The organism is Streptomyces sp. 71268, from assembly GCF_029392895.1.
In the GTDB taxonomy this organism is placed as follows: Bacteria; Actinomycetota; Actinomycetes; order Streptomycetales; family Streptomycetaceae; genus Streptomyces.
This window is the reverse complement of record NZ_CP114200.1, coordinates 6,623,523-6,646,620: the sequence shown is the minus strand read 5'-3', so window position 1 is coordinate 6,646,620 and position 23,098 is coordinate 6,623,523. Positions and strand designations below refer to the sequence as shown.

Sequence of the window (23,098 nt, the reverse complement as noted above, 5' to 3'; positions counted from 1 at the left end):
ACGAGGGTACGCGCCCCGCCCCCGCCGCCCTGCTCCGGGGCGGCTCCCCCGGCCTCGCGCGACGCCCGCGCGGTGGCCCGAACCGGCCGTGGTCGACTGCCGCGCGGCGGGCTCCGGGCGGACGAACGGGCCGCTAGTCCCGCGCGGGAGCGTGGTCGGCCGCCATCCGGGTGTCGATTTCGCGCCAGAAGCCGGCGCGGATGGCGTACCGGTCGTGCTCGTCGATCTGGTCGTCCTTGTGCGCGAGGAGGCCGAAGCGGGCCGCGTACCGCAGCAACTCGCCGTCGATGCGGTGCGGGATGCGCGGGTACTCCGTGGACAGTTGCTGCACGTGCGCGGGGTCGGACAGGCGCGCGATCCAGCGCCGGGCGAAGACCTGGCCCACCTCGAAGGGGTCGCCGCTGACGGCGGTGATGTCCTCCTCGCGGTCGGCCCAGCGCTGCTCGGCCGTCGTGAGCTGGGCCAGCATGGGCAGCGACGCGGTTTCGGGGGGTTCGCCGGTGGCGGGGGCCGGGCCCCGCTCCACCCAGCCCTTGTCGGACGACCAGCGCAGCGTCGCGGTGGCCACGGCCGCCGGGGCCACGGACGCCTGGGAGGCCGCGACGCCGGGCCGTCCGAGGCCGGCCAGGTCCTTGGGGGTGGGAACGGTCCTGGTGCCGTTGCCCGTCCCGCCCTCGCCGGAGGCCGCCGCTGGCCGCTCCTCGGTCTCCGGCTGGGCGGCCGGCTCCTCGGCGGCGGGCGCGGTGCGCGCGGTGCCGTTGTGCGCGGCCGGGCGGCTCTGCCCCGAGCCTGCGGCGGCCGCGGCGGCGGCCGTCTCGGGCAGCGGCGCGGAGAGGATGGCGGCGATCTCGGGGCGGGGCACGGAGCTGGGCACGCAGGGCCCGGGCAGTTCCTTGGCCCGTACCGCCTGGGTGATCCAGGCCCGGTCCAGGACCCGTCGCTCGTCGGCCTCGGCCACCAGGTCCTCGGACTGGTTGTAGTCGCCGTCGGCGGCCTGGACGGCCCACAGGTGGACCGCGACCCCGTGCTCCTTGGCGGACATCAGCCCGGGCAGCAGGTCGCCGTCCCCGGTGACGAGGACGATGTCGGAGCAGGCCCGGTTGCGCGCGAGTTCGGTGAGCTCCGCGTGCATCGCGGCGTCCACGCCCTTCTGCGCCCAGCGCCCGTCGCTGCGGGTCAGGGCGCCGAGCCGGACGGTGACCCGGGGCATCACGCGCAGCCTGCGGTGCTCGGGCTGGGGGACTCGGTCAGGGGCGCCGTCGAACCAGTAGATGCGCAGCAGCGGCTGTTGCGTGTCGGCCTCGGCGCGGTCGCGCAACCCCTTGATGAGGGCGGTGTGGTCGACGGTGATGCGGGAGCGGGCGGGCTCGCCGGCGAGCAGGCTCGCGGCGGCGCCCAGCAGATACCCGGCGTCCACCAGGACGACGCAGCGGTCCACGTTCCACCCTCTTTCCTCATGGTCGGTGCGCGGCGGCCCGACGCGGCACCGCCCCGGCATTTTGCTTTGGCTTTCCATTGAGTCTGCCCGACCGTACGAGGGTTATCAGCCCGAACTCGATCATCGGCGTGGCGGATACGGAACGGCCCGGCCCATCCCGCCCTTTACGCGGGGTAATTGCCCGACATGCAGCCTCCCAATAGTCGTGCCAGGGTGTTTTCCGGGGGGAAACCCTCGTACTGGAGGCACGACGATGGGCAAGCACAAGCGCGACCGGAATCAGCGGCAGAAGGCCAGCGACGCGGAGCGTGGCCAGCAGGAGGCACAGAAGACCGCCGTCCAGGCACAGAACCAGCACCAGGGTCAGGCCCAGGGCAGCCCGGCCGACGTGGCCCGCAAGCACCAGCGTCGCTTCGGCCACAACTGACGCACCGCTCACCGCTCGCCGACGGCCCGGCCCACGGCCCCGTCGGCGGACGCCCGTCCGGGCACCGCCGCGCGCCGGCCCCTGGGCCCGAAGCGGAACCGTCCCCGCGGCGGCCCCGGCCCCCCCGGGCGTACGAACCCCTGCGGGCGGTCCGAACGTTCAGCCGAAACAGTAGCCACAGCAAACGATGCAGACACAGGGCACACAAGAAGCGCAGTAAGCACAACAGTCCCAAAAGAACTTCGACGGTGCGGAATTCACGCCAGAGAAGCGGTGAACGCACAAAAGGGGCGCGTCCCACATGGGACGCGCCCCTTTATCGTCGCGCTCGCCGCGATTTCCGCCCGCCCTCACCGGCGGCCCGCGCGGCCCCGCCCCGCGCGTGCGCTGCCCGCCCGCCGCGTGCGTCGCCTACGCGCCCAGGCAGGACGGGCCGAGCAGCACCTTCAGGTCGCCGAAGAGCGCCGGATCGGCCGTGACGCGGTGCCGGTCGAGGCGCAGCACGGTGGTCTTGCGGGCGCCCTGGAGCTTGATCCGCACCTCGGTGGAGCCCCGGTGGTGCGTGAGCACCTCGCCGAGCTTCTCCACCAGCGGCGGGGTGACCTTGACGGTGGGGATGGTGATGGTGACCGGCGCGTCCACGGACGCCTCGGACAGATCCGGAACCATCATCTCCATGGCGACCAGCCGGGGCACGTCCTCGCGCTTGTCGAGCCGGCCCTTGACGAAGACGACCGTGTCCTCGACCAGTTGGGTGGAGACGAGCTGGTAGGTGGCGGGGAAGAACATGCAGTCGATCGAGCCCGCCAGGTCCTCGACCGTGGCGATGGCCCAGGCGTTGCCCTGCTTGGTCATCTTGCGCTGGAGGCCGGAGATGATGCCGCCGATGGTGACGATCGCGCCGTCCGCGTGCTCACCGCCGGTGAGCTGGGCGATCGCCGCGTCCGCCTTGTCGTTCAGCACGTGCTCGATGCCGAACAGCGGGTGGTCGGAGACGTAGAGGCCGAGCATCTCCCGCTCCTGGGCGAGGAGGTACGCCTTGTCCCACTCGATGTCGGAGAACTCGACGTCGAGCCCGAAACCCGGGGTGTCGTCGGCGCTGTCGTCGCCCATGCCGCCGAAGAGGTCGAACTGCCCCTCGGCCTCCTTGCGCTTCACCGCGACCACGTTGTCGATCATGGTCTCGTAGTGCGCCATCAGGCCCTTGCGGGTGTGGCCCATCTCGTCGAAGGCGCCGGCCTTGATCAGCGACTCGGTGGTGCGCTTGTTGCAGCAGACCGCCTCGACCTTGTCGAGGTAGTCGGGGAAGGAGGCGAACTTGCCCTTCGCCTTGCGGCTGCGAATGATCGAGTCGACCACGTTCTGACCGACGTTGCGCACGGCGGTCAGGCCGAAGAGGATCACGTCGTCGCCCTGGGCGGCGAAGTTCGCCTCCGACTCGTTGACGTTCGGCGGCAGCACCCGGATGCCCATGCGGCGGCACTCGTTGAGGTAGATCGCCGACTTGTCCTTGTCGTCGCGCACCGAGGTGAGCAGCGCGGACATGTACTCGGCCGGGTAGTTGGCCTTGAGGTAGGCGGTCCAGTAGGTGACCAGGCCGTACGCGGAGGAGTGCGCCTTGTTGAAGGCGTAGCCGGCGAACGGGACCAGCACGTCCCACACCGCCTGGATGGCCTCGTCGGAGTAGTTGCGCTCCCGCATGCCCTTCTGGAAGGGGATGAACTCCTTGTCGAGGACCTCCTGCTTCTTCTTGCCCATGGCCCGGCGCAGCAGGTCGGCCTGGCCGAGCGAGTAGCCGGCGAGCACCTGGGCGGCCTTCTGCACCTGCTCCTGGTACACGATGAGGCCGTAGGTGATGCCGAGGACCTCCTTGAGGGGTTCCTCCAGTTCCGGGTGGATCGGGGTGATCTCCTGCTGGCCGTTCTTGCGCAGGGCGTAGTTGGTGTGCGAGTTCATGCCCATCGGGCCCGGCCGGTACAGGGCCGAGACGGCGGAGATGTCCTCGAAGTTGTCGGGCTTCATCAGGCGCAGCAGGGAGCGCATGGGCCCGCCGTCGAACTGGAAGACGCCGAGCGTGTCGCCTCGGCACAGCAGCTCGTAGGTCTTCGGGTCGTCCAGCGGCAGCGAGAGCAGCTCGATGTCGATGCCCTTGTTGCGCTTGATGAGCTTGACCGCGTCATCCATGATCGTCAGGTTGCGAAGACCCAGGAAGTCCATCTTGAGCAGACCGAGGTCTTCGCAGGTGGGGTAGTCCCACTGGGTGATCGTCACCCCGTCGGTGTGCCGCACCCACACCGGTACGTGGTCGGTGATGGTCTCGCTGGACATGATCACGCCGGCGGCGTGCACGCCCATCTGCCGCACCAGGCCCTCGACGCCCTTCGCGGTGTCGATCACCTTCTTGACGTCCGGCTCGTTCTCGTACATCGCCCGCACCTCGCCCGCCTCGCTGTAGCGGGGGTGCTTGGGGTTGGTGATGCCGTCCAGGTTGATGCCCTTGCCGAGCACGTCGGCCGGCATGGCCTTGGTGATGCGGTCACCCATCGCGTACGGGTAGCCGAGCACACGGGAGGAGTCCTTGATGGCGTTCTTCGCCTTGATCGTGCCGTACGTGCCGATCATCGCGACCTTGTCGGCGCCGTACTTCTCCGTCACGTACCGGATCACCTCGGAGCGCCGACGCTCGTCGAAGTCGATGTCGACATCGGGCATGGACACGCGCTCGGGGTTGAGGAACCGCTCGAAGATCAGCCCGTGTTCCACCGGGTCGAGGTCGGTGATGCCCAGCGCGTACGACACGATCGAACCGGCCGCCGAACCACGGCCGGGGCCCACCGCGATGCCGTTGTTCTTGGCCCACATGATGAAGTCGGCCACCACGAGGAAGTATCCCGGGAACCCCATCTGAATGATGATGTCCATCTCGTACTCGACGAGCTTCTGCCGGTCCTCGGGAACGCCACCGGGATAGCGGCGGGCCATGCCGCGCTTTACTTCCTCCTGGAACCAGGTGACCTCGGTGTAACCCTCGGGCACGTCGAACCGGGGCATCAGGTCGCGCTTTTCGAACCAGCCCGTCGTGTCGATCTGCTCGGCCACCAGAAGGGTGTTGGCACAGCCCTGCTGCCAGGCGTCGGAGGAGTCCACCGCGTACATCTCGTCCGTGGACTTGACGTAATAGCCCGTGCCGTCGAACCGGAAACGGTCCGGGTCCGAGATGTTCTTTCCGGTCTGAATACACAGCAGCGCGTCGTGCGCGGAGGCCTCGTGCGCGTACGTGTAGTGCGAGTCGTTGGTCACCAGCGGCGGGATGCCCAGCTTCTTGCCGATGTCCAGAAGACCGTCGCGGACCCGCTTCTCGATGTCGAGGCCGTGGTCCATCAGCTCCAGGAAATAGCGGTCCTTCCCGAAGATCTCCTGGTATTCGGCCGCCGCCTTCAGCGCCTCGTCGAAGTGGCCGAGCCGCAACCGGGTCTGCACCTCACCGGAGGGGCACCCGGTCGAGGCGATGAGCCCCTCCGCGTGCTCGGCGATCACTTCCTTGTCCATACGGGGCCACTTCGTCAACCACCCCTCCTTGTACGCGTCCGACGAAAGACGGAAGAGGTTGTGCAGACCCGTCTTGCTGGCCGCCCAGATCGTCTTGTGCGTGTAACCACCGGAACCCGAGACGTCATCGCGCTTCTGGTGCGGCTGGCCCCACTGGATACGCCGCTTGTTCCGCCGCGACTCGGGCGCCACGTACGCCTCGATCCCGATAATCGGCGTAATGCCCGCCTTCGTCGCCTGCTGGTAGAAGTCATAGGCGCCGTGCAGGTTTCCGTGGTCGGTCATGGCGATATGCGACATGCCCATCTTGGTGCACGCCTCGAACATGTCCTTGAGCCGCGCCGCACCATCGAGCAGCGAATACTGAGTGTGCACGTGCAGATGCGTGAAGGGCGGCTTGGCCACGGTGGAAGACCTCCGGCGAACAGTGGGTGACGGATGCGGTCCCCTCCTCCCCGCGGGGTGAGCCAGGAGGGAAAGATGGCTCCGAAGTCTACTTCGGGCTACTGACAGCGGGCGGGCACTCGCGGCGGGCGCCGCGCGTTGGACCGGCCGGAACGACTGTTCCACGTGACGCATCCCAGGAGGACCCAGCGATGGCGACCGAGCACGGCAAGGCCGCACAGCGCGGCGAGCAGATCCTCGCCGTCTTCGACACCGCCTTCGGCGAGCTGCTCGCCGCCGACCCGGCGGCCTTCCGGGTCAAGTTCCGGAAGATGGCCGCCTCGGCGTTCGCCTTCTACCGGGGCACGGCCTCCCTGTTCTACGGCGACCTGGAGGCCGACCGCGAGGGCGGGCCCTACCTGGACGAGCGCACCAGCCGGGTGTGGATCCACGGCGACCTGCACGCCGAGAACTTCGGCACCTACATGGATGCCAACGGCCGCCTGGTCTTCAACGTCAACGACTTCGACGAGGCGTACGTGGGTCCCTTCACCTGGGACCTCAAGCGCTTCGCTGCCTCCGTCGCGCTGATCGGCTACACCAAGGCCCTCAGCGACGAGGCGATCTCCTCCCTGGTGCGCACGTACGCGGGCGCCTACCGCGAGCGCGTCGCGGCCCTGGCCGCCGGCGCCAAGGACGAGGAGGTGCCGCCCTTCACGCTGGACACCGCCGACGGGCCGCTGCTCGACGCGCTGCGGGTGGCCCGCTCGCTGACCCGGTTCGGGCTGCTCGACTCGATGACCGAGATCCGCGACTTCGAGCGTCGCTTCGCCCCCGGCGGCGGCTCCATCGAGCTGGACGCGGCGACCCGGTACAAGGTGCTCGCGGCCTTCGACGGCTACCTGGAGACGCTGCCCGAGTCCAGCCTGGACCGGCCCGACTCCTACCGGGTCAAGGACGTGGTGGGCCGCCGCGGGATCGGCATCGGCAGCGCGGGCCTGCCCTCGTACAACATCCTGCTCGAAGGCAACAGCGACGCCCTGGAGAACGACGTCGTGATCTACCTCAAGCAGGCGCAGACCCCGGCCGTCGCCTCGCACGTCACCGACGCGCGGGTGCGCGACTACTTCCAGCACGAGGGGCACCGCACGGTCATCTCGCAGCGCGCGCTCCAGGCGCACGCCGACCCGTGGCTGGGCTGGACCGAGCTGAACGGCGCGGGGCAGCTGGTCGCCGAGGTCTCGCCGTACGCCGTGGACCTGGACTGGTCCGACATCGACGACCTGGACGAGATCACCTCGGTCGTCGCGGACCTGGGCCGGGCCACCGCGACCATGCACGCGGCGGCCGACGACGAGAGCGGCCACTCGCTGGTGCCGTTCTCCACCGAGCGGGCCATCGACGCGGCCATCGCCGCCGACGAGGACGGCTTCGCCGAACTGCTGGTGGACTTCGCGCACTCCTACGGCGCCCGGGCGCGGGCCGACCACCAGATCTTCGTGGACCTGTTCCGCAACGGGGCGATCCCCGGACTGTGACCTCTCCCACTCCGGCGCCGGCCGGGGTGGGGCGGGGTCGCGAACCCTGCCGAACTCCTGTCCGGCCCGGCTAGTGTGACTGGCCATGCAGCCAGGTCAGCAGCGGCCCGAGGGCGAGCAGCCCACCCAGGGCCCGCCCTCCAGCCCGCCGCCCCACGCCCCGTATCCGCCGCAGCCCGGTACGCCCGCCCCGCCGCCCGGCGCCCAGCCCCCGCCGGCGGGCCCGTACGCCCAGCAGGGCCAGCCGGGGGCGGCGGGGTTCCCGCCCCCGGGGCCGCCGGCCGGGCCCGCCGGTGGCGCGTGGGGCGCGCCCGAGCCGCCGCGACCGGCGGCCGGTGACGCGCGGCGGCGCGCGACCCTGACGGTCGTGGCCTCGGTCGCCGCGATCGCGCTGGCGGTCACCGGCGTCCTGGTGCTGGGCGGCAAGGGTGGCGACGGCGGCAAGGGCGACGCCGGCCCCGTCGCCAAGGACGGGTTCATCGGCGGCGGCGACGGACAGGGCGCCGACGGGCCCGAGGGCGCGAACGGCACCACCGGCGGAGCCGACGACACCAGCGGCTCCACGGGCGGCACCGGCGGCTCCGGCGCCACGGGAGGCAGCGGGAGCAGCGGCAACACCGGTGGCTCGCGGCCGGGGGGCGAGCTGGTCAAGCCCGCGCACAGCGCCGGCCAGGACGGCACCACGGTCGTCATCGGCGAGCCGAAGGCCACCGGGACCCTGGAGCTGTACGAGGACCTGCGCTGCCCGCCGTGCGCGCAGTTCGAGCAGAACGTCGGCGCCACGATCATCAAGGACATCAAGGACGGCAAGTACAAGGCCCGGTTCACGATGGCCACCTTCCTCGACCGCAACATGGGCGGCTCCGGCTCGCACAACGCCCTCAGCGCGCTGGGCGCGGCGCTGGACGTGAGCCCGGAGGCGTTCCTGGACTACAAGAAGGCCCTCTACGACGAGCGCAACCGTCCCCCGGAGAGCACGGACTCCTTCGCCTCCGACGCCTACCTGCTCAAGGTCGCCGGCCAGGTCCCCGCGCTCGGCTCGAACTCCGAGTTCCAGAACCACGTGCGCGCCGGCACCTTCGACGCCTGGGCGACCAAGATGTCCGAGGCGTTCGACGCGAGCGGGGTGGCCTCCACACCGACGATCAGGCTCAACGGCCAGAGCCTGAGCGTGGACGGCGCGGGCCCGCCGACGACCGCCGCGGACTTCACCAGGGCGGTGGACGCGCGGCTGTAGCCGCGACCCCGGCATCCCCTCCCGGGCCCGCGCCCTTACCGCGCGTACCGCCTCTTCGACACGGGCGACCGGACAGCCCGCGTACGTGACATGGGTCACATGCGGCTGGCTGAGCGGCGTCGGCGCGGGACCGGACGGGGAGATGCCGAATCTTGACACGCCACTTATCCGCGACCGTGGCACACTCTCCGGCGATGGACATATCGGCGGCACGGTTGCGAGCGGTACGCGCGGCGCTGTTCACAGCGCTGTGCGTGACGCTGTCCGCTGCTTCCCACGTGCTGCTCTCCCGTGCCCCGCTCCCCCTGACGACCGTCGTGCTGCTGTGCGTCGCCGTCTTCGGCATCGCCTACGCGCTGGCGGGCCGGGAGCGCGGTTACGGCTCGATCGCCGCCCTGCTCGTACCGCTCGAACTGGCCGCCGACACCGTCTTCACCGCCGGCCAGCACGCCTGTTACGGGCAGGCGGGCGGGCCGGTGGCCGGGCCGCTGCGCACGATGGGCGTGGACCTGCTGTGCCGGGGCGGCGACGTCGGCTCGCCGCTGGCGCAGATGACCGCCGACGGCAACAGCGCCGCCGTCACGGTCGGGGCGGGCACCGACTCGGCCGCGCCGTGGCTGCTGCTGGCCGCGCACGTGGCGATCGGCCTGGTGGCCGCCGCGTGGCTGCGCCGGGGCGAGGCCGCCCTCGGCCAGTTGTTGCGGGCGCTCGCCGCCTTCGCGTTCCGCCCGCTCCTGGTGGCGTTCGCCGCCACGGCGAACCCGCCGCCGCGCGCGCCGGGCCGCCCCACGCGCCGCGCCCTGCCCGCGCGGAACCTGCCACTCCTCCTGCACTCCGTCGTCAGACGCGGTCCGCCGCTCGCCCTCGCGGCCTGAGCCCAGCGCCCGCGGCGAGCGGCCAGCGCCCTCGCGCGGGCCAGACGCCCAGCGCACCGAAGCCGGCACACGGGACCCGCGGTACGCCGCGCGCCCGCGTACGCCGGCTCCCGCGGTGATCACGAGGTCGCCCGCGGCCGCCCCCTCCCCCCAGCCCCACGACGACGGAGAAGACACAGCCATGAGCAAGCGAAACACCCAGCAGAACAAGCAGGCGGCCCGTGAGCGGCTGCGCGCCGAGCGGGAGAAGCAGGCGAAGAAGGAGAAGACGCGGCGGCAACTGGTCGTCGGCGGCTCCATCGTCGCGGTCCTCGCCGTGGCCGGCGGTATCGGCGTGGCCATCGCCAACATGAACGAGGGCGCCGAGACCAAGGTCAGCAACAAGGAGTGGAAGAGCGAGGCCAAGAAGAAGGCGTTCGCGAAGCCGGCCAACACCGGTGGCGACAAGGGCACCGAGGTCGTCATAGGCAAGAAGGACGCCAAGAACACCCTCACCGTCTACGAGGACATGCGGTGCCCGGTCTGCTCCACCTTCGAGCAGAGCACCGGCGAGACGCTCCTGAAGGACATCGAGGACGGCAAGTACAAGGCCCAGTTCAAGATGGGCACCTTCCTCGACGACGTGCCGCAGATCAGCGGCTCGGGTTCGAAGAACGCGCTGAGCGCGCTCGGCGCCGCCCTGAACGTCAGCCCGGACGCCTTCCTCGAGTACAAGAAGGTCCTCTTCGACGCGAAGAACCACCCCGACGAGCGCGAGGACGAGTACTCCGACGACAAGCGCCTGGTCGAGCTGGCCCAGGAAGTGAAGCCGCTGAAGGACAACAAGAACTTCGAGAAGGCCGTGAAGGACGGCACCTACGACAAGTGGGCGCTGGAGATGTCCAAGGTCTTCGACAAGGCGAAGGACGAGGGGATCACCGGCACCCCCGCCTTCCAGCTCAACGGCAAGAAGCTGACGGTGGGCAAGGACAACCCGCCGATGTCGCCCGAGGAGTTCACCGCCGTGGTCGACCAGAACCTGAAGAAGTAGTCAGCGCGCCGGCGACCTGACAGCGGCGGGCGGGCGAACACTTGGTGTTCGCCCGCCCGCCGCTCTTACGCCACCGGCTACTGGCCAGTATGGTCAACGGCCGTGACCTCCCCAGACGCCATATCCCAGGCAACCGAGACCTCCCCCGCGGGCCGCGCGACCGGCATCTCCCGCCGTACCGCCGTCACGGCCGCCGCGGCCACCGCGGCCCTGCTCCCCCTCGGGCTCCCCACGGCGCACGCCGCCGACACCGGCCCCGCCTTCCTGCACGGCGTCGCCTCGGGCGACCCGCTGCCGGACGGCGTGCTGCTGTGGACCCGCGTGACGCCGAGCCCGGACGCCGTGCCCGGCTCCGGCCGGGGCGCGGCGGTCGAGGTCACCTGGGAGGTCTCCGAGTCCCAGGACTTCGCCGCACTCGCCGCGCGCGGCAGCGTCAGGGCGACGGCCGACAGCGACCACACCGTCAAGGCGGACGTGCGCGGGCTGCGGCCGGCCACCGCGTACTACTACCGGTTCGCGGTCGGCGACGCGCGCTCGCCCGTCGGGCGCACCCGCACCGCCCCGGCGGCGGACGCCTCGGACGGCAACGTGCGGTTCGGCGTGGTCTCGTGCGCCAACTGGGAGGCCGGGTACTTCTCGGCGTACCGGCACCTGGCCGCGCGCCGCGACCTGGACGCCGTGCTGCACCTCGGCGACTACCTGTACGAGTACGGGACCGGGACCTACCCGGAGGCCAAGGACGTGGTGCGCCAGCACTCGCCCCGGCACGAGATCGTCACCCTCGCCGACTACCGGACGCGGCACGGCCACTACCGCACCGACGCCGACCTGCGGGCGGTGCACGCGGCGCACCCGGTCATCGCGATCTGGGACGACCACGAGTTCGCCAACGACGCCTGGTCGGGTGGCGCGGAGAACCACACTCCCGGCGCCGAGGGCGAGTGGGCGCGCCGGGTCGCCGCGGCCAAGCAGGCGTACTTCGAGTGGATGCCGGTGCGGCCGAGCACCGAGGGCACCACCTACCGCCGGCTGCGCTTCGGCTCGCTGGCCGATCTGCACCTGCTCGACCTGCGCTCGTTCCGCTCGGAGCAGGCGAAGACGGGCAGCGGCTCGGTGGACGACCCGGAGCGCACCATCACCGGACGGGCCCAGCTCGACTGGCTCAAGTCCGGCCTTGCGGCCTCGAACGCGCGCTGGAAGCTGGTCGGCACCTCGGTGATGATCTCCCCGTTCGCGTTCGGGTCGCTCCCCGCGCACCTGCTGAAGCCGCTGGTCGAACTCCTCGGCCTGCCCACGGAGGGCATCGCGCCCAGCGTCGACCAGTGGGACGGCTACACCGACGACCGCCGCGAACTCCTGGCCCACCTGCGCGAGCGCGGCATCGACAACACGGTCTTCCTCACCGGCGACATCCACATGGCCTGGGCCAACGACGTGCCGACCAGGGCCGCGACGTACCCGCTCGCGCCCTCGGCCGCGACCGAGTTCGTGGTCACGTCGGTGACCTCGGACAACATCGACGACCTGCTGAACGTCGCGCCACACACGCTCTCGCTGGCCGCGGTCACCGCGATCAAGGCCGCCAACCGGCACGTGAAGTGGCTGGACATGGACTCCCACGGCTACGGCGTGCTCGACGTGACGGAGCAGCGCACGCAGATGGACTACTTCACCATCTCCGACCGCACCGACCCGAACGCCACCGCCTCCTGGGCCCGCTCCTACCGCACCCGGTCCGGCACCCAGCGCGTGGAGCGCGCCGACCAGCCGGTGCGCTAGCGCACACGGCTCGGCGCCCGCCCCCGGCCGTGCGGCGGGGGCGGGCGCCGTGCGGAGTGGGCCCCGAGCGGGGCGGGCACCGAGCGGGCGCGCGGGTGGCTCAGGCGACCTCGTCCAGGAAGGCCAGCGCCACCTTCCAGGTGTTCTCCGCGGCCTCCGCGTCGTAGTCCGGCAGCTCGGGGTCGGTGAACAGGTGCCCCGCGCCCGGGTAGCGGTAGACCTCCACGTCCGCGCCGGCCCGGCCCATGCCCAGGTACCAGGCGCTCAGCCAGTCGTGCGGCTCGAACGGGTCCGGGTCGGCGACGTGGAGCTGCACCGGCAGCCCGTCGGTCGCCGCGTCCTCCGCGATGTCGGACGTGCCGTGCAGCAGGAGCAGGCCGCGCGCCTTGGCGTCGCCCAGCGCCAGGGTCTGCGCGATCGAGCCGCCCAGCGAGAAGCCCGCGTAGACCAGACCTCGGTCGGAGAGCGGGGCCGCCGCGCGCACGGCGCGCACCAGCAGCTCGTCCTTGCCGATCTCGTCCTTGATCGCCCTGCCGTCCTCGACGGATTCGCAGGTTCGGCCCTCGTACAGGTCGGGCACATGCACTTCGTGCCCGGCGGCGCGCAGCCGCTCGGCAGCCGCGTGTACGGCGGGCCGCAACCCGTACGCGGAGTGGAAGAGCACAATCGTCGATGTCGGGGCCACCGCTGTCACATCCTGTCGCTTTTTCGTTCCCACCCCATCGTGCCAGTTACGGTGGCGGGCGGTGACCCGCGAAGAGGACCCGAAGAGGAGCTGAGTAGTCCATGGAGGACGTGCTGCGACCGCTGATCGTCATCGGCGGTTCGGTCGCGCTCACCGTCGTCGTCGGCTGGCTGGTCGACCGGCTGTTGAGCAGGACCGACCAGCGCCATCCGGAGACGCCGCTGTGGGGGCTGCTTCGGCGCTGCCGCGTGCCGTTCCAGGTAGCGCTGTGTACGAGCGTCATCCACGGCTCGTACCGGGAGACGCACCTGCTCAGTGACGAGAACCACTGGGAGGCGGTGGGCTTGGTGCTCACCCTGGTGAGCATCGCCATGGTGGGCTGGCTGATAGTGCGTGTCTCGGCCGCCGTCATCGAGTCCAGCTACGCGCGCTACGCCACGGGGCGGCGCGATCCCGCGCGCGCCCGGCGGGTGCGCACCCAGCTCACGCTGATCCAGCGGGTGGTCACGGCGGTGGTGGGCGTAGTGGCCGCCGCGGTGATGCTGCTCCAGTTCCCGGCGATGCAGGCGTTCGGCACCTCGATGCTGGCCTCGGCCGGTGTGCTCGGCATCGTCGCCGGTATCGCCGCCCAGTCCACCCTGGGCAACCTCTTCGCCGGGCTCCAGATCGCCTTCGGCGACACCGTCCGCATCGGGGACACGGTGGTCGTGGAGGGCGAGTGGGGCACGGTGCACGAGATCACGCTCACCTACCTGGTCGTCCGCACCTGGGACGAGCGCATGATCACGATGCCGGTCTCCTACTTCACCAGCAAGCCCTTCGAGAACTGGTCCCGTGGCGGCGCCCAGATGACCGGCACCGTCTTCTTCCAGCTCGACCACGCGACGCCGGTGGCCCAGATGCGCGAGCGGCTGCGCGAGATCCTCGACGAGTGCGCCGCCTGGGACGGCCGGGCCTGGAACCTCGTCGTCACCGACTCCACGCCGACCACCATGGAGGTACGGGCCCTGGCCACCGCGCGCAACGCCGACGACCTGTGGACGCTGCGCTGCGAGGTCCGCGAGAAGCTGCTGGTCTGGCTGCGCGACGAGCACCCGTACGCGCTGCCGCGCGTCCTCACCGCCCCCGCGCCCGGCCAGGACCCCGCCCACCTGCCGGCGCAGGGTCCCTCCCCCGAGCCGGCCGAGGCCGCGCCGAGGTCCTGACCGGCGCGGGTGGGTGCGGCGCTGGGCCAGGGTCGCGGCGCGGACGGGCGCGGCGCTCGGCCGGGGTCGCGGCGCCGGCGGGCGCGGCGGGCCGGCTCAGCCCTGGTCGGGCGGCGGGGCGCCGCGCAGGCTGCGCATGTCCAACTGGTGCAGCACCCGGTCCGCGATCTCCGGGTCGGCGCCCGGTTCGCTGCGGGCGTTCAGCACCTCGTGCCGGGCGGCCGACAACAGTTCGCCGTTGATGCGCTGGAGCCGCTTGAGCCGCGCCACCCGCTTCTCGTGGCCCTCCCGCCGGTCCTCCTCCAGGATGTCCGGGTAGATCCGCACGCCGAGGTCGTACGCCCGGCGCGCGACCTGCTCCAGGAGTTCGTCGGGCAGGTCCTCCTCCTCCTGGATCTCCTTGAGCCGGCGGCGGGTCGCCTTCAGGACGCGCTCCGCCAGCTCCCGCTCGAACGCCTGCTCCGCCTTGGCGTCCGGGCTCACCCGCAGTCGCCGCACCATCCAGGGCAGGGTCAGGCCCTGGATGACCAGGGTCGCGAGCACGACCGAGAAGGCGATGAAGAGGATCTCGTCCCGGGCCGGGAACGCGTCGCCGCCGTCCACGGTGAACGGGATGGCCAGCGCCAGCGCGACCGAGGCCACCCCGCGCATCCCCGACCACCACATGATCACCGTCTCCCGCCAGCTCATCGGGATGTCCTCGTCGTAGTCCCGGCGCCGGTGCAGCCGCCGGGCCAGCCAGGCCGCGGGCAGCAGCCACAGCAGCCGCACGCCGACCACGACGCCGACGACGGCCGCCCCCGTGCCGAGCATCTCGCCCCAGCGCCCGGACACGGTGCCGAACACGTTGTGCAGCTCAAGGCCGATGAGCCCGAAGGCGACGCCGGTCACCAGGGTGTCCACGACCTCCCAGAAGGTGCGCCCGGCGAGCCGCCCCAGCACGTCGTCGGCGTCCATCGCGTGCTCGGTCAGGAAGAGCGCGGTGGTCAGCACCGCGAGCACGCCGGAGCCGTGGAACTCCTCGGCGAGCACATACGCGGCGAACGGCACCAGGAGCGTCAGCCCGATCTGGAGCGTCGGGTCCTCAAGCCGCCCCATCAGCCGGGCCGTCGCCCAGCCGAGGCCGAGACCGACGGCCACCGCCACCACCGCCGACAGCGCCAGCGTGCCCAGCGCGGCCGGCAGCGAGAAGCCGCCGCTCACCGCGGCGGCCAGGGCCACGTGGTAGAGCACGATGGCCGTGACGTCGTTGAACAGCCCCTCGCCCTCCAGGATGGAGACCATGCGCCGGGGCAGCCCGAGCCGCCCGGCCACCGCGGTGGCCGCGACCGGGTCCGGCGGGGCGACCAGCGCGCCGAGCACGACGGCGCCGGCGAGCGGCAGCCCGGGCACGATGGCGTGCGCGAGCGCGGCCACCGCGGCGGTGGTGACGAAGACCAGCGCCACCGCGAGCAGGAAGATGGCCCGCTTGTTGGCCGCGAACTGCCGCCACGAGGTGCGCTGCACGGCCGCGTACAGCAGCGGCGGCAGCACCAGCGGGAGGATCAGCTCGGGCGGCACCTGCACGTTCGGCACCCACGGCACCAGCGCGAGAGCCACCCCGATCAGGGTCATCAGCACCGGCGGCGGCAGGCTGAGCCGCTCCCCGATGGGGACCATCACCACGGCCCCGAGCAGCAGCAGGAGCAGCAGGGCTAGCTGGTCCACGGGCCGCGCCTCCCGATGACGGTCAGATGATCACGGCCTCCAGCGTGCCATTTCCGTACGCCACCCGCCGCGCTCGCCTCGTGCCCGGGTCACTCGGCGCACCCCGCGCCACGCCCCGGCACGGCGCCGGGGCACGTACGGCGCGCCGCCCGGGACGTGCGCACGGCGTACGCGGGGCGGGCGCACGGGGCGGATCGGGTACGCGCGCGGCAACCGGCCGTGCCGCGCCCGGCGGCTGATCCGGACGCGGCTGCTCGCCCGGCCGGGTGAGCCGCCGCCCCCGACCTGGTCACGGGGCGGATGCTCAAGGGCCAGCGGGGCGCGGCGTACGTCGGGGTGTGCGGTGCCTCGGGGCGTGGTGGGTCAGGCGCTGTCGGCCCGCACCCGGTCCAGGGCGTGCTGGAGGTCGTCGGGGTAGCCGCTCTCGAACTCCACCCAGCGCCCGTCCGCCGGGTGCTCGAACCCCAGCCGCATGGCGTGTAGCCACTGCCGCGTCAGCCCGAGCCGCTTGGCCAGCGTCGGATCGGCGCCGTAGGTGAGGTCGCCGGCGCACGGGTGGCGGTGGGCGGCCATGTGCACCCGGATCTGGTGCGTACGCCCCGTCTCCAGCTTGATGTCCAGCAGGCTGGCGGAGCGGAACGCCTCGATGAGGTCGTAGTGGGTGACGCTGGGCTTGCCCTCGGCGGTGACCGCCCACTTGTAGTCGGCGCTCGGGTGCCGGCCGATCGGCGCGTCGATGGTGCCGCTCATCGGGTCCGGGTGGCCCTGCACCAGCGCGTGGTAGCGCTTGTCGACCGTGCGCTCCCGGAACTGCTGCTTGAGCAGCGTGTAGGCGCGCTCCGACTTGGCGACCACCATCAGCCCCGAGGTGCCCACGTCCAGCCGGTGCACGATGCCCTGGCGCTCGGCGGCACCGGAGGTGGAGATGCGGTAGCCGGCGGCGGCGAGGCCGCCGATGACGGTGGTGCCGGTCCAGCCGGGGCTCGGGTGGGCGGCGACGCCGACCGGCTTGACCACGACGACGATGTCCTCGTCGTCGTGCACGATCTCCATGCCCTCGACGGGCTCGGCGACGATCCGCACGGGCGGCACCGCCCGCGGCATCTCCACCTCGAGCCAGGCGCCGCCGGAGACCCGGTCGGACTTGCCGGCCTCCGAGCCGTCCACCCGCACCTTCCCCGCGGCGGCCAGCTCGGCCGCCTTGGTGCGGGAGAAGCCGAACATACGGGCCAGCGCGGCGTCGACGCGTTCGCCCTCCAGGCCATCGGGTACGGGCAGCGTGCGGATCTCGGGAAGCGTGCTCACCCGACGAGTATGCCGGACGAGCGACACGCCCCCGCACGCCCTCGCCCACGCCGGGACGCGGCCACCGCCTCTGGCGCCCGGCCACCGCTTCTGGCGCCCGGCGGCGCGGGGAGCGCCGATGCCCGGCCGGGCGCCGTGGCCCGGCCGGGCATCGGTGGAGGTCGGTGGGGCCGGTGGCGGCCGGCCAGCCTCACGAGGAGTCAGCCCCCGCGAGGGATCAGTCCCGGTGCACCGTGCCGTCCGGGTCCAGGCCCCGGAAGGAGAGGATCACGATGAGGATGCCGCCGCAGACGATGGCGGAGTCGGCGAGGTTGAAGACCGCGAAGTGCGCGGGCGCGATGAAGTCGACCACCGCGCCCTTGAACCCGCCGGGCGTGCGCAGCAGCCGGTCCGTGAGATTGCCGAGCGCCCCGCCGAGCAGCAGCCCGAGCGCGATCGCCCACGGCACGCTGTACAGCTTGCGGGCGATCCGGGCGATCACCACGATCACGATGGTGGCGATGCAGGTGAAGACGATGGTCATGGCCTCACCGAAGCCGAAGGCGGCGCCGCGGTTGCGTATCACCTCAAGCTGCAACCAGGTGCCGAGGATCTCGATCGCGCCCTCGTGCTCCAGCTCGGAGACCACGATGATCTTGGTCACCAGGTCGAGCAGGTAGGCGAACGCGGCGACCACCAGCAGCACGGGGATCCGCCGCTGGCCCCGCCCACCGTCCGCGCCCGGCTCCGCCGCGGCATCGGCTTGCGCTGCCTTCTCGGCCTCTTCCGACCGCTCCGGCTCTGGCGTTCCGATGGCCTGCTCCGCCTCTGTCACGTAAATCCCTCTACGTCGCTCCCCGCGCGCCACGCCACGCCCGGTAGAGCACGAGGGTACGACACCTCGGGACGAGCGCCGTCAGCGACGTTCCTGCCGCTGCTTGCACTCCACACACAGGGTCGCGCGCGGGAAGGCCTGCATCCTGGCCTTGCCGATCGGCTTGCCGCAGTTCTCGCACAGCCCGTACGTACCGGCCTCGAGCCGCGCGAGGGCGCGCTCGCTCTGCAGCAGCATCTCGCGGGCGTTGCTGTTCAACGCCATCTCGTGCTCGCGCGTGACGTTCTTGGTACCGGTGTCGGCCTGGTCGTCGCCCGCCCCGTCGCCGGAGTCGCGCATCAGACCACTGAGCGCCTCCTCCGACGCCTGGATCTCGGCGCGCAGCCGCTCGGCCTCCTCCTGGAGCGCGGTGCGCGCCTCCCGCGCCTCCTCCGGCGACCAGGGGTCCTCGCCCGGCCGAACGGCCAGCTCACCGGGTTCGGCGGCGGTGGCCGCGCGCGCTCCCGGCAGCGCGGCCACCTCCGTCACGGCCCGCTTGGCGGTCGACGCCCCACCCGGAGTCTCCTTAGCAGCCACGTTCTTGGCTCCCGTCTTCTTCGCGGGCACCGCCTTCTCGGCAGGTGCAGCCTTCTTGGCCGTGCTCTTCAGCGCCGGGGCGGCCACGGTGTTCGCGGCGGGCGCGGCGGTCGTGCCGTGTGGTGCGGTCGTGTCCCCGGGTCCCGACGCGTCGGGACCGGGTGCTTCCTGGTCGTGCGGTGCTGGCGGCGGGGCCGCCGCCTCGCGCGCGGGCTCCCCGGCCGGGGCCGGCGCCGCCTCGGTAGTTGGCTCGGTGGTCGCCTTCGGTGCGACCTTCTTGGCCGCGGTCTTCTTGGCCGCCGCCTTCTTCGCCGCGGCCTTCTTGGCCGTCGTCTTCTTCGCCGCGCTCTTCTTCGCCGTGGCCTTCTTCGGTACGGCCTTCTTCGGGGCGGCCTCCGTTGCCGATGTCGGGTCGTGCGCCGCTTGCTCCGTCGCGCCCCGCTCGGTCGCCGGCCGCCCGGCGGAGTGCTTGGCCTGCTGGGTCACCGACTTCTTCGCCGGCTTCCTCGCCGCCGGCGCGGCTCCCCCAGCGGGTGCCTCCTCCCCTCCCGTCGGGGCCCCGCCCTCCGTGGAGGCAGGGGCGGCGGAGGTGGTGTGCCACACGGAAAGGGCCGCTGGGACCGGGGCCGTGGAGTGCCGCACGGCGGTCTTCTTCGCCACCATGGCCGCAACCCCTTCACATATGGTGACCTTGCGCGCGAATCGTGCCGGAACGATAAAACGACTCCCACCACGCGGCAACAGGGCACGCCGACCTCCGGGGCCCGGGCACCTCCGCCCGAGAAGACGCGATACTCGGCCCGCTACCTGGCAGGCCGGTCTCATCCGTTGTGCCCCGCCGCACGCGCGGTAATCCGGCCTCCGGCCACGTCACCGCCCCCGGCGTCCAGGGCGCCCGGGCCCGTCCGGCGCGTACGCGGGGGTAACCCCCGCCCGGCCCGCGGCGGGCCGCCGGCACGAAAACGCGGTCGGCCGGTCGGCGGACGGGTCGTACACTGTGCGCAGCGAGAGGCGTGGAAGGGGACGAGTAGCGCCGAAGGCGGCCACGAGCGACTCGGGGACGGTGTGAGCCCGAGGGTCAGCGCGGCGTGAAGATCACCCCGGAGTCGTCGGAAGAAAGCTTCCGCGAGGCGGATGCGAGTAGAACCGACAGCGCGACCCCAATGAGGGGGCCGTGAGCACCGCTCACGGCCAAGGAGGGTGGTACCGCGGGAGCAGCCCTGCTCTCGTCCCTCCGACGGACCACGCAGCAGCCGTTCCGCCGGAGGAAGAGACACCCTCATGACGCCACAGTCGTCGCAGACGCCGCAGTACCGCCCGGTGCCCGCGCAGGTCGACCTGCCTGCCCTGGAGCACGCCGTGCTCGACTTCTGGCGCGAGAACAAGATCTTCGCCCGGTCGCTCGAACAGTCCGAGGGCAAGCCGGAGTGGGTGTTCTACGAGGGCCCGCCCACCGCCAACGGCATGCCGGGCGCCCACCACATCGAGGCCCGCGTCTTCAAGGACGTCTTCCCCCGCTTCCGCACCATGCGCGGCTACCACGTCGCCCGCAAGGCCGGCTGGGACTGCCACGGGCTGCCCGTGGAGCTGGCGGTCGAGAAGGAGCTGGGCTTCAACGGCAAGAAGGACATCGAGGCGTACGGCATCGCGGAGTTCAACGCGAAGTGCCGCGAGTCGGTGACCCGCCACACCGACGCCTTCGCCGAGCTGACCACGCGCATGGGGTACTGGACCGACCTCGACAACGCGTACCGCACCATGGACCCGAGCTACGTGGACTCCGTGTGGTGGTCGCTCAAGGAGATCTTCGGCAAGGGACTCCTCGTCCAGGACCATCGCGTCGCCCCGTGGTGCCCGCGCTGCGGCACCGGCCTCTCGGACCACGAGCTGGCCCAGGGGTACGAGACCGTGGTCGACCCGTCGGTCTACGTGCGACTGCCGCTCACCTCGGGGCCGCTCGCCGGGGAGGCCGCGCTGCTGGTCTGGACGACCACGCCGTGGACGCTGGTGTCCAACACCGCCGTCGCCGCGCACCCGGACGTGCGTTACGTCGTCGCGACCGACGGCCAGCGGAAGCTGGTGGTCGCCGAGCCGCTGCTGGCCAAGGCGCTGGGCGAGGGCTGGGAGGCGACCGGCGAGTCCTTCACCGGGCGCGAGATGGAGCGCTGGGCGTACCAGCGCCCGTTCGAGCTGGTCGAGTTGGAGGGCGCCAACTTCGTCGTCTGCGCCGAGTACGTCACCACCGAGGACGGCACCGGCCTGGTCCACCAGGCCCCCGCCTTCGGTGAGGACGACCTCAGGACCTGCCGGGGCTACGGCCTGCCGGTGATCAACCCGGTCCGCCCGGACGGCACCTTCGAGGAGGAGATCGGGCTGGTCGGCGGCCAGTTCTTCAAGAAGGCCGACGAGGCCCTGGTCGCCGACCTCCAGGCGCGCGACCTGCTGTTCAAGCACGTGGCGTACGAGCACAGCTACCCGCACTGCTGGCGCTGCCACACCGCGCTGCTCTACTACGCGCAGCCTTCCTGGTACATCAGGACCACGGCGGTCAAGGACCGTCTCCTGCAGGAGAACGAGCGGACCAACTGGTTCCCCGAGTCGGTCAAGACCGGTCGCTTCGGCGACTGGCTCAACAACAACATCGACTGGGCGCTGTCCCGCAACCGCTACTGGGGCACCCCGCTGCCCATCTGGCGCTGCGAGGAGGGCCACCTCACCTGCGTCGGTTCCCGGGCCGAACTCACCGAGCTGACCGGGACCGACCAGTCGGGCCTCGACCCGCACCGCCCGTACATCGACGCGGTCACCTTCGACTGCCCGCACCAGGGGTGCGCGCTGACGGCGGAGCGCGTGCCGGAGGTCATCGACGCCTGGTACGACTCGGGCTCGATGCCCTTCGCGCAGTGGGGCTACCCGTACCAGAACAAGGAGCTGTTCGAGAAGCGCTACCCGGCGCAGTTCATCTCCGAGGCGATCGACCAGACCCGTGGCTGGTTCTACACGCTGATGGCCGTCGGCACCTTGGTCTTCGACAGGTCCTCGTACGAGAACGTGGTCTGTCTCGGCCACATCCTCGCCGAGGACGGCCGCAAGATGTCCAAGCACCTGGGCAACATCCTGCAGCCCATCCCGCTGATGGACCAGCACGGCGCGGACGCCGTCCGCTGGTTCATGGCCGCCGGCGGCTCCCCGTGGGCCGCACGCCGGGTCGGGCACGGCACGATCCAGGAGGTCGTGCGCAAGACCCTGCTCACCTACTGGAACACCGTCGCCTTCCAGGCCCTGTACGCCCGCACGTCCGGCTGGGCCCCGAGCGCCACCGACCCGGCGCCGGCGGACCGACCGCTGCTCGACCGCTGGGTGCTGAGCGAACTGCACGCGCTGACCGACCAGGTCACCGGGGCCCTGGAGGCGTACGACACGCAGCGCGCGGGCAAGTTGCTGTCCGCGTTCGTGGACGGCCTGTCCAACTGGTACGTGCGCCGCTCCCGGCGCCGCTTCTGGCAGGGCGACGCCGCCGCGCTGCGCACCCTGCACGAGGCGGTGGAGACCGTCACCCGGCTCATGGCCCCGCTCGTCCCGTTCATCACCGAGCGCGTCTGGCAGGACCTGGTGGTCCCGGTCGACCCGGCCGCCCCGGACTCGGTGCACCTGGCGACCTGGCCCGAGGCGGACCCGGCGCTGATCGACCCGCTGCTCTCGGAGCGGATGCTGCTGGTGCGCCGGCTGGTCGAGCTGGGCCGCGCCTCGCGCGCCGAGTCCGGCGTGAAGACCCGGCAGCCGCTGTCGCGGGCCCTGATCGGCGTGGCGGGCTTCGACTCGCTGCCCGACGAACTGCGGGCGCAGATCGCCGAGGAGCTGAACGTCACCTCGCTGGCCTCGCTGTCCGGGATGGGCGGCTCGCTGGTGGACACCACGGCGAAGGCCAACTTCCGCGCGCTCGGCAAGCGGTTCGGCAAGGGCGTGCAGGCGGTGGCCAAGGCCGTCGCCGAGGCCGACGCCGCCGCGCTCTCGCTGGCGCTGCGCGAGGGCACCGCCGCGGTGACCGTGGACGGCGAGCGCGTGGAGCTGGCGCCCGACGAGGTCATCATCACCGAAACCCCGCGCGAGGGCTGGTCGGTGGCCTCCGACGCGGGCGCGACGGTCGCCCTCGACCTGGAGATCACCCCGGAGCTGCGCCGCGCGGGCCTGGCCCGGGACGCGATCCGGCTGATCCAGGAGGCGCGGAAGAACTCCGGGCTCGACGTCGCGGACCGGATCGCGGTGCGCTGGTCGGCATCGCACGAGGAGACCGCCGCGGCCGTCGCCGAGCACACGGCGCTCATCGCCGACGAGGTGCTCGGCACCGACTTCGCCGAGGGCGAGGCCGGCGACGGCTACGGCGAGCCGTTCACGGACGAGTCGCTGGGCCTGACCTTCCGGCTGCGCAAGGCGTAACCCGCCCCCGTCCCCTGACGGCGCCCCGGCCCGCGCACCCCGTGGGCCGGGGCGCCGTCGCGTTCGAGTACCGCCGAGCCGTACGACACCCGCGCCACCCCGCCGCACCCCG

The 23,098-nt window shown here is 71.9% G+C and carries 15 protein-coding genes; 8 read left to right on the top strand and 7 right to left on the bottom strand.

Annotation, left to right across the window (positions count from 1 at the left end):
- Positions 1 to 133: 133 nt before the first annotated feature.
- Positions 134 to 1,438: an NYN domain-containing protein gene (locus OYE22_RS26460; protein ID WP_277322728.1), complete on the bottom strand. Its 1,305-nt coding sequence runs from the start codon at positions 1,436 to 1,438 to the stop codon at positions 134 to 136.
- 253 nt (positions 1,439 to 1,691) lie between these two features.
- Between OYE22_RS26460 and OYE22_RS26455 the strand changes: the two genes are divergently transcribed.
- Entirely contained in the window at positions 1,692 to 1,865 is a 174-nt protein-coding gene (locus OYE22_RS26455) for a hypothetical protein (protein WP_277322727.1), read from the top strand.
- 411 nt (positions 1,866 to 2,276) lie between these two features.
- Here the strand turns inward: OYE22_RS26455 and dnaE are convergent, their stop codons facing one another.
- Positions 2,277 to 5,819: a DNA polymerase III subunit alpha gene (gene dnaE / locus OYE22_RS26450; RefSeq protein ID WP_277322726.1), complete on the bottom strand. Its 3,543-nt coding sequence runs from the start codon at positions 5,817 to 5,819 to the stop codon at positions 2,277 to 2,279.
- A 191-nt stretch (positions 5,820 to 6,010) separates the two neighbouring features.
- On the opposite strand from dnaE, the gene OYE22_RS26445 reads away from it, so the two are divergent.
- The 5 genes from OYE22_RS26445 (at position 6,011) to OYE22_RS26425 (ending at position 12,257) form a co-directional block, all read left to right on the top strand.
- Positions 6,011 to 7,336, top strand: a complete 1,326-nt coding sequence (locus OYE22_RS26445) for a DUF2252 domain-containing protein (protein WP_277322725.1) — start codon at positions 6,011 to 6,013, stop codon at positions 7,334 to 7,336.
- A gap of 85 nt (positions 7,337 to 7,421) precedes the next feature.
- On the top strand, positions 7,422 to 8,573 hold the full coding sequence (locus OYE22_RS26440) for a thioredoxin domain-containing protein (RefSeq protein ID WP_277322724.1): 1,152 nt from the start codon (positions 7,422 to 7,424) through the stop codon (positions 8,571 to 8,573).
- A gap of 194 nt (positions 8,574 to 8,767) precedes the next feature.
- Positions 8,768 to 9,448 (top strand): hypothetical protein, encoded by a 681-nt coding sequence (locus OYE22_RS26435; protein ID WP_277322723.1) that lies wholly within the window; start codon positions 8,768 to 8,770, stop codon positions 9,446 to 9,448.
- A gap of 181 nt (positions 9,449 to 9,629) precedes the next feature.
- The gene (locus OYE22_RS26430) at positions 9,630 to 10,478 is read left to right on the top strand and encodes a thioredoxin domain-containing protein (protein WP_277322722.1); all 849 of its coding nucleotides are present in this window, start codon (positions 9,630 to 9,632) and stop codon (positions 10,476 to 10,478) included.
- A 165-nt stretch (positions 10,479 to 10,643) separates the two neighbouring features.
- Positions 10,644 to 12,257, top strand: a complete 1,614-nt coding sequence (locus OYE22_RS26425; protein WP_277324331.1) for an alkaline phosphatase D family protein — start codon at positions 10,644 to 10,646, stop codon at positions 12,255 to 12,257.
- Positions 12,258 to 12,357: 100 nt separating this feature from the next.
- On the opposite strand, the gene OYE22_RS26420 is transcribed toward OYE22_RS26425, so the two are convergent.
- A complete protein-coding gene (locus OYE22_RS26420) occupies positions 12,358 to 12,951 on the bottom strand; it encodes a dienelactone hydrolase family protein (RefSeq protein WP_277322721.1) in 594 nt (197 codons plus the stop codon).
- A 92-nt stretch (positions 12,952 to 13,043) separates the two neighbouring features.
- Between OYE22_RS26420 and OYE22_RS26415 the strand changes: the two genes are divergently transcribed.
- A complete protein-coding gene (locus tag OYE22_RS26415) occupies positions 13,044 to 14,147 on the top strand; it encodes a mechanosensitive ion channel domain-containing protein (RefSeq protein ID WP_277322720.1) in 1,104 nt (367 codons plus the stop codon).
- A gap of 96 nt (positions 14,148 to 14,243) precedes the next feature.
- Here the strand turns inward: OYE22_RS26415 and OYE22_RS26410 are convergent, their stop codons facing one another.
- The 4 genes from OYE22_RS26410 to OYE22_RS26395 all read right to left on the bottom strand — a co-directional run bounded on the left by OYE22_RS26410 (position 14,244) and on the right by OYE22_RS26395 (position 19,212).
- Positions 14,244 to 15,854, bottom strand: coding sequence for a Na+/H+ antiporter (locus OYE22_RS26410; RefSeq protein WP_277322719.1), 1,611 nt, complete (start codon positions 15,852 to 15,854; stop codon positions 14,244 to 14,246).
- 363 nt (positions 15,855 to 16,217) lie between these two features.
- Positions 16,218 to 17,159 (bottom strand): RluA family pseudouridine synthase, encoded by a 942-nt coding sequence (locus OYE22_RS26405; protein ID WP_277322718.1) that lies wholly within the window; start codon positions 17,157 to 17,159, stop codon positions 16,218 to 16,220.
- A gap of 217 nt (positions 17,160 to 17,376) precedes the next feature.
- Positions 17,377 to 17,973 (bottom strand): signal peptidase II, encoded by a 597-nt coding sequence (lspA, locus tag OYE22_RS26400; protein WP_277322717.1) that lies wholly within the window; start codon positions 17,971 to 17,973, stop codon positions 17,377 to 17,379.
- Between the two features lie 81 nt (positions 17,974 to 18,054).
- Positions 18,055 to 19,212 carry a TraR/DksA C4-type zinc finger protein gene (locus tag OYE22_RS26395; RefSeq protein WP_277322716.1) on the bottom strand — a complete coding sequence of 386 codons (1,158 nt, stop codon included), beginning with the start codon at positions 19,210 to 19,212 and terminating at the stop codon, positions 18,055 to 18,057.
- A gap of 618 nt (positions 19,213 to 19,830) precedes the next feature.
- Between OYE22_RS26395 and ileS the strand changes: the two genes are divergently transcribed.
- Positions 19,831 to 22,986: an isoleucine--tRNA ligase gene (gene ileS / locus OYE22_RS26390; RefSeq protein ID WP_277322715.1), complete on the top strand. Its 3,156-nt coding sequence runs from the start codon at positions 19,831 to 19,833 to the stop codon at positions 22,984 to 22,986.
- Positions 22,987 to 23,098 lie beyond the last annotated feature (112 nt).